The following is a 7536-nucleotide window of genomic DNA, read 5'->3' on the forward strand; positions in this document are numbered from 1 at the left end:
GAAAGCCATGTGCGGGAGAACTGCATGCACGGTTTGAAGCGGCGGGGACTGGAAACGGAGCGTCAGCCACCGCGCCAGTCCCCGACCCTACTCAGCCCCGGCCGTCAGGCGGCGTTGTCGCTAGTCCAGGTGCGGGAACAGCGCCTCGAACTTCGCCGTCAGCGACGCCTCGGTCTCCACGGATATGCCCATACCACAACAACGAGCCCCAGACCGCGAAGCAACGCTTTGATTCGCGGCAGGCCCTAAGGGCTTGCAGAGAATCAACCCGTGGCTTCGCGTTCTGGGGCTCGTTGATGCGCTATGGGAGCTTTGGAAGAACAACAGGCCGTGTTGGCAGCCAAGTTCGGGGCGGTCCTGCCGCATCTGGATGAGCGGCAGAGGCGCTTACTGCTGGGCGCGGAGGCCCGGTCGATTGGCCATGGCGGGATCAGGATGGTCGCCCGCGCCGCTGGCGTCCGCGAAAGCCACGGTGTCGCTTGGAGTGGGCGAGCTGGACTCGGGCGAGGCCCCGTTGGGCCGAGTGCGTCGGGTGGGCGGCGGCCGCAAGCGGGCAGTCGATCTGGATCCGGGGCCGCGTCCGGCGCTGCTGGCCCTGGTCGAGCCGGAGGAGCGGGGTGATCCGATGTCGCCGTTGCGCTGGACGACGAAGCCCACCCGTCATCTGGCCACCGAACTCACCCGCCGGGGCCACCGTATATCCGCCGACACCGTCGCCGACGTACTGCGCGATGAAGGCTTCAGCCTCCAGGGCAACGCCAAGACCATCGAAGGCAAACAGCACCCCGACCGAGACGGCCAGTTCCGCTATATCAACGAGCAGGCCAAGGCTCACCAGGCCGCCGGTGACCCGGTGATCAGCGTCGACACGAAGAAGAAGGAAATCGTGGGGCCGTACCGGAACGGCGGCCGTGAGTGGCGGCCCGCGGGTGACCCCGTGCAAGGTCAGCACCCACGACTTCCCGGACAAAGAACTCGGGAAAGCCGTGCCCTACGGCATCTACGACCTGGCCGCGAACACCGGCTGGGTCAGCGTCGGCACCGACCACGACACCGCCGCCTTCGCCGTCGAATCCATCCGCCGCTGGTGGAAGGGCCGTGGCCAGCACGACTACCCACAGGCCAAACGGCTATTGGTCACCGCGGACGCCGGCGGCTCCAACGGCTACCGCACCCGCGCCTGGAAGTCCGAACTCGCCGCCCTGGCCCTGGAGAAACAGGCCTGAACATCACCATCTGTCACTTTCCGCCGGGAACTTCGAAGTGGAATCGGATCGAGCACCGACTGTTCGCCCACATCACCATGAACTGGCGCGGCAGGCCCCTCATCAGCCACGACGTCATCGTTGAGTCAATCGCCGCGACCACCACCCGCACCGGATTGAGCGTCCACGCCGAACTCGACACCACCACCTACGAGACCGGCATCCGCATCGGCGACCGGCAGATGGACGCCCTGCCCCTGAGCCGCCACGACTGGCACGGCGACTGGAACTACACCCTCCGCCCCGAGCCGCACTGCCGGGACGGGATCCCTCCCATCCCGCCCCAGGATCTGCCCGGTCCCGGTCGCGCCTGGCTGGTACATCCGGACCTGACCGGTCTGCCGCACGATCAATGGGACCAGCTGGTCACCCAGTTGAGAGCCGCCCGAGAGCTCCAGCGGGAAGAAGACCTTCAGCAACGACGCGGAGGGGACCGGCAGAAAGTCCCAGCCGTCGGCCTCTACACCGGCCGGCGCCCTGGCCTCACCCTTGCCGACCGACTCCTGGCCACCCTCCTCTATGAGCGACTCGGGCTCCCGCAGGTCGCCATCGCCCGCCTCTTTGCGGTCGCACCCCAGACCATCAACCGGCGCATCCGCAAGACCACCGCCTCCTCGACGAGATCGGACACACCATCGAACCCGCCGCCACCCGACTGGCCACCCTGGACGACCTCGCAGACCTCGCCGCCCGCCTCAATATCACCCCGACCCAGAGATCAAGACAGCGAGTTAATTCTCTGCAAGCCCTAACCACCCGGCCTTGGGTCAAGGCCCGATGTCGCAGAGCCGCTTCACGCCGTGTCGGCGCTGGTGATCGTCAACGAACTGGTAGCGGTTCACCAGCGCGTCTCCGTCGCGAAATACCGGGCCGCCTTGCGGAGAATGTCCCGCTCTTCCTCCAGCTCACGGATCCTCTTGCGGGCGGCGGCCAGCTCCGCCTGAACGGCGTCGCCGACGGTCTGCGAGGCGGCCGGCGGTGCGCAGTGGGCGCTAGGTCGGCGGCCGTCGGCGGCCCGGATCCAGTTCCGCAGCGTCTCGGTGTTCACCCCGAGATCACCGGCGACCGACTTGATTGTCGCTCCCGGCCTCGAGCGGTACAACGCGACCGCGTCCGCCTTGAACTCGGCGGGATAGTGCTTCATCCCCACAGGACTCCGTTCTCCTGGACCATCAAGATCCAAGTCTCTCCGGCGTCCAAAATCCGGGGTCAGGGCCCGACTCCGCGTGACACTCCCCTGCACAGCACACACACCCCCCACGGCCATGGCCCTGACATCCACTGACCGCTACACCCACCCAGAGCACGCACCACACAACCGAGCCACACGCACCGGCGCACACCGGGTGCACTCAGCCACCTCACCACCCAAGCGGAGCGGTGAATTCCGTAACGGGTGTTCTGCACAATTTTTCGCATAAGAGCACGGAAATCGCAGATCAGGACGAGCGTGTTCTCACTACTTCCCTGGGAGGAGTTGCTGCGCGTCCTGATCGCAGGTGACGGCTTGCTCGCGCGGGGGCGTGGGGGGAACCCCCGGTTCCCCGGGCCGCGCGGGCGGCCCGGGAAAGCGCAGGTGCGGCCGTCAGCAACTCCCGCACAGCGGGGGAATCTCACATCACCAGCAGAAGAAGACCCCCCGCCGTCTCCACCGCGAACCCACCCAAGCCGCCTGAACCGCACACAACCTTCGGCGCGGAAAACGGCGTCGTCGTTACGACCAGAACTCGTCGTACGCCTTCTGGTCGGACCAAAGCCCCCGTGCTTCGGTGATCTGGCCGTCTCGGATTTGGAAGACGAACACGTAGTCCATGTCGAGCTCTTTGCCCTCGCGTGAGGCCGTGGCGTGGAGCAGGGCGACCGTGTGCTCGTCGTTGGCGAGCACGTCTTGGAGTTGGGGGTGGAAGGTGCCTCCTGCCAGCTGGAATTCGCGCTGGAACAGGGCGAACGTGGCGTCGCGGCCACGGTAGGTGCCCGACAGTGGGTTGTGGCCGCTCATGTGCCACACCACATCGGGGTGGACCACCTTCGCGAGGGCGTCCATGTCGCCTGCCGCAAAGGCATTCAGGGCCCGCTTGAACACCTCGATGTTCGGATGATCCGCCATCACAGCCTCCTTGATCCGCTGCGAATGTAGGCGGAGTCCCGCCCGGCGGTGTCAGCCACACCGGGTAAGCCGGCCTCGCCAACCCGATCGGACGCCCACACCGGACACATAACGATCTCCGAGGGCCTCGTTCCCCCCACCCCAAAACACACCACTTGCCATGGATGGCTCAGACACAGGTACTGAACGGTCATTGGCCGTGGGCGCGGACGGGTTGTATGCGGTGAACGGGTCCTGGTCCGTCTCTCCGCGGCGGTGCCGTTCGGTCTGGTAGGCGTCCCCGGCTGCCTCGCCCTGGCGGGTCGAACGCCACGGCAGGTTCTTCCTGCGGGTGAACTCGGCGTAGTCCAGGTCCGGCTCGGCGAGCCGTCGGCGGCGTTCGGCTCGAGGGTCGTCGCCGACGCGGGCGCCGGTCGGGTCGTCCGGGGGCCGGGCGCGGGAGAGTTCGTCCACGTCGAAGGCCATCCGGCGCAGGATCGCGGAGATCCGGGCGGAGTCCACCACCACGTTCGAACGGTCGGAGAAGTCGCCCTCGGGGCGGAGAGCGATGGCGGGCGGGTACGACTCGCGGTCCAGGTGGTCGATCCAGTCGGCGCACTGCCTGATCCAGCTCACCTCGTCCACCAGGCGCTCGGCGATGCTCGCGCGGCCGGAGAGTTCCTCGTCGTCGCTGCCGTCCGGGTCCTCGGGAGCCGGCCAGCCCGCGGCGCGGAGTTCGCCCAGGGCGACGTCCAGCGCGACGGGGTCGGCTTCCTTGGTGAGCTGGTGGACACGGCTGGGAGTCAGTCCGGCCGCCTCCGCCGTCGTACGGACGGACAGCGCGCCAGCACCCAGGCCCGTTCCCGCTCGGCTTGCTCCAGCCGTCAGGCAGCCCGACGTACGCGGGCCAGGACGCGCCGCTCCCGCCGGAACTCGTCATCCACTCGATCCTCACGACGCCAGGTTGCCAGGCCCGGTCGCGGCCGGTCCGATGTCCCTCGCGTGCCTATGCCGTCTGGCTCCGGCCTTGGTGTGTCCCGGCCTCGGCGCAAGTGCTGGCTCTGCCATGAACCGCTGCCCAGGGGGTGCTCGCGGCGGCGGCGCTACTGCAGTGATGCCTGCCGCTCCAAGGCGTACCGCGAGCGGCACCGGGCCTACGAGACCGTGACGTGAAGCCGTGGTGGAGCGGCGCTCTACCGGCCGGTACCACGGCTGCGCTACGGCCCGGGCCGTCAGCACCGCAGGGCGTCCTCCTGCTCGGGTGCCGGGTCTGTCCCGTCTCACTTCTCGTTGTCGCTGTCTCAGGTCCCATTGTCGGATCTGCTGGTGGACGACAACGTCATGTGAGATTGCCGTGGTGCCGTCCGCCTCGACCTAGGGTGCCGGTAGGAACGGTTTCACCAGCCTCAATCGGTGGTGACCTTGCATGGGGTTCGGCCGCTAGGAGGATCCACCCCACTGAGCGAGAGGCGTTCTCGCGGGGCATCCCGTGCGGGGTTAGGGTTTTAGGAGAGGCCACGCGTCTTGAACGGCCCTCGGTGGCCGCACTCGGACGGACTCCACAGACTCCACCATCGAACGGTCAGTCGAGGGACTGCGCGGCCCGCTACGAATCCGTTCTTACTGGTCACGTCTGTACGCCGCCCCGGCGAGAGGCCCGCGTTCGAACACTTGGCGGCGCCAATTCGCACCGTTCAGGTGAGACCACTGCACTCCGTTGCAGACAGCCACGCTCGGGTGAGGAGGCCTGTGATGATGGTCGAGGCGATAGCGGCGCTGTCCACGGCCGGCGGCACCGCGGTGGTGACGGCCGCGGGGACGGAGGCTTGGAACGGGTTCCGGCAGGCGGTGGCGCGATGGTCCGGGCTGGGCGATGCCCAGCGGGAGAAAGCCGAACTGGAGCGCCTTGATCAGACCGCCGCGGCCCTGCAGGCCGCCGAGCCAGCCCAGGCCGAGCGCACACGGATCAGTCAGGAGGCCGCCTGGCAGGCCCGCATCGAGGCCACGCTGGAGAACATGGACGAGGTAGAGCGCGACGAGGCCGCCGAGCAGCTGCGCGCCCTGCTGGCGAAGCACGTCCCGCAGGTCGGGGTGACCGCCGGGGACGGCGGGCTTGCCGTCGGCCGCGACATGGACATCCGCTCCGAACAAGGCTCGATCGCGGCCGGGGTCCTCCACGGAGGTGCGCACATCGGCCGCCCTCCGACACCGGATCCGCCCCAGGGCTAAACGGACCCGCGAGCACCAGCCCACCCTCAGGCCCGGCCCCTGGCCACCTGCGCATACCGGGCAATGTCAGCGCCCGCGCCTCTGATCACAGCACTGCCATCGGCCACGCCGACCAGGTCCACCTCCACGCCGCTCCGCGTCCTGCAGTGGACTGGCCGCACCAGATCGGCGTGCTGCCCCGGCAGGCCGACTGCTTCCAGGACCGTGCCACCGTCCAGCAGCTGAAGCACGCGGCGGCCGACGGAAGCACCATTGTCCTGGGCCACCTGGGCGGAGTTGGCAAGACCCAGCTTGCCGCCCACCACGCCCGCACCCTGTGGCAGACCGGGAAGCTGGACCTGCTGGTCTGGGTCACCGCCGCCACCCGCGACGCGGTCATCACCAGCTACACCCAGGCAGCGATCGAAGTGCTCGGCGCCGACCACCCCGCTGACCCGGAGTCCGCAGCGCACGCATTCCTGGCCTGGCTGGAACCCAAGGCCGGCAGGGCGCGCCGCTGGCTGGTCGTGCTCGACGACCTAGCCGACCCCACCGACCTGCGCGGCCTGTGGCCCCCCGTCAGCCCCCACGGCCGCACCCTGGTCACCACCCGCCGCCGTGACGCAACCCTCACCGGACACGGTCGGCACCTGGTGACCGTCGGCCTGTTCACCGAGGACGAGGCCGTCGCCTACCTCACCACCGTCCTGGCCGCGCACGACCACGGCGAGCCCGCTGACCAGCTCGTCGGCCTCGCCGACGACCTCGGACACCTGCCGCTGGCGCTGTCCCAGGCTGCCGCCTACCTGATCGACGTCGGTCTGGACTGCGCCACCTACCGACACCTGCTGGCCGACCGTGCGAACACCCTCACCGACATGCTGCCCGACCGCTCCGGGCTGCCCGATGACCAGCCCACCACCGTCGCCGCCGCCTGGTCCCTGTCCATCGACCGCGCCGACCAGCTCCCGACCGTCGGCCTGGCCCGCTCCATGCTCCAACTCGCCGCGATGCTCGACCCCAACGGCATCCCCGCCCCCGTCCTGACCAGCGCACCAGCCCTCGCCCACCTCACCCGGCACCGCACCGCTGCCACCTCCGGGCAGGCACACACCGAAGAGGTCACCGCCCCAGAGGCCACACGGGCGCTGCGGGCGCTGCACCGCCTGAGCCTGATTGACCACGCGCCCGGCAGCCCGTACCAAGCGGTCCGCATCCACCAGCTCCTCCAACGCGCTGTCCGCGACTCCCTTCCCGCCGACCAGCACGACCGCTTGGTCCGTACGGCAGCCGACGCCCTGGTCGCCGCTTGGCCCGAGATCGAACGCGACACCGACCTCGCCCAGGCCCTGCGGGCCAACACTGATTCGCTCATCCGCCACGCCGAAGACGCCCTCTACCAGGCCGACGCTCACCCTGTGCTGTTCCGCACCGCCCGGAGCTTCGGCGAGGCCGGGCAGGTCGCGGCCGCCCTCCACCATTTCCAGCACCTGGCCAGCACCACCCAGCACCGCCTGGGGCCCGATCACCTCGACACCCTCGCCGCCCGGAGTTACCTCGCGCAGTGGCGGGGGCGGGCGGGTGATGCGGCTGGCGCCGTCACCGCCCTTGAGGAACTGCTGCCCGACCGGGAGCGGGTGCTGGGGCCCGACCACCTCGACACCCTCCTCACCCGGCACAACCTCGCATGGTGGCGGGGGGAGGTGGGGGATGTGGCCGGCGCCGTCACCGCCCTTGAGGAACTACTGCCCGACCGAGAGCGGGTGCTGGGGCCCGACCACCCCGACACCCTCACCACTCGGCACAACCTCGCATGGTGGCGGGGGCGGGCGGGTGATGCGGCTGGCGCCGTCACCGCCCTTGAGGAACTACTGCCCGACCAGGAGCGGGTGCTGGGGCCCGACCACCTCGACACCCTCCTCACCCGGCACAACCTCGCATGGTGGCGGGGGGAGGTGGGGGATGTGGCCGGCGCCG

Annotated in this window: 5 protein-coding genes and 1 pseudogene; 3 read left to right on the top strand and 3 right to left on the bottom strand. The window is 69.3% G+C overall.

Annotated elements, in window-relative coordinates; translation table 11 throughout:
- The first annotated feature begins 303 nt into the window (after positions 1 to 303).
- Positions 304 to 2000: pseudogene (locus ACZ5WG_RS34760) on the top strand (ISAzo13 family transposase).
- Positions 2001 to 2103: 103 nt separating this feature from the next.
- Here the strand turns inward: ACZ5WG_RS34760 and ACZ5WG_RS34765 are convergent.
- The 3 genes from ACZ5WG_RS34765 to ACZ5WG_RS34775 form a co-directional block, all read right to left on the bottom strand.
- Positions 2104 to 2409, bottom strand: a complete 306-nt coding sequence (locus tag ACZ5WG_RS34765; protein ID WP_468728463.1) for a transposase — start codon at positions 2407 to 2409, stop codon at positions 2104 to 2106.
- 570 nt (positions 2410 to 2979) lie between these two features.
- Positions 2980 to 3372 (bottom strand): nuclear transport factor 2 family protein, encoded by a 393-nt coding sequence (locus tag ACZ5WG_RS34770; RefSeq protein WP_468728465.1) that lies wholly within the window; start codon positions 3370 to 3372, stop codon positions 2980 to 2982.
- A gap of 51 nt (positions 3373 to 3423) precedes the next feature.
- Complete coding sequence (locus tag ACZ5WG_RS34775) at positions 3424 to 3987, bottom strand: hypothetical protein (RefSeq protein ID WP_468728467.1); 564 nt, start codon at positions 3985 to 3987, stop codon at positions 3424 to 3426.
- Positions 3988 to 5103: 1116 nt separating this feature from the next.
- Between ACZ5WG_RS34775 and ACZ5WG_RS34780 the strand changes: the two genes are divergently transcribed.
- Together ACZ5WG_RS34780 and ACZ5WG_RS34785 are read left to right on the top strand one after the other, a co-directional pair.
- Positions 5104 to 5580: a hypothetical protein gene (locus ACZ5WG_RS34780; RefSeq protein WP_468728468.1), complete on the top strand. Its 477-nt coding sequence runs from the start codon at positions 5104 to 5106 to the stop codon at positions 5578 to 5580.
- A 146-nt stretch (positions 5581 to 5726) separates the two neighbouring features.
- Positions 5727 to 7536 (top strand): tetratricopeptide repeat protein (locus tag ACZ5WG_RS34785; RefSeq protein WP_468728470.1); only part of this gene is annotated, 1810 nt, incomplete at its 3' end.

This window comes from Streptomyces sp. NPDC032745 (assembly GCF_055579465.1).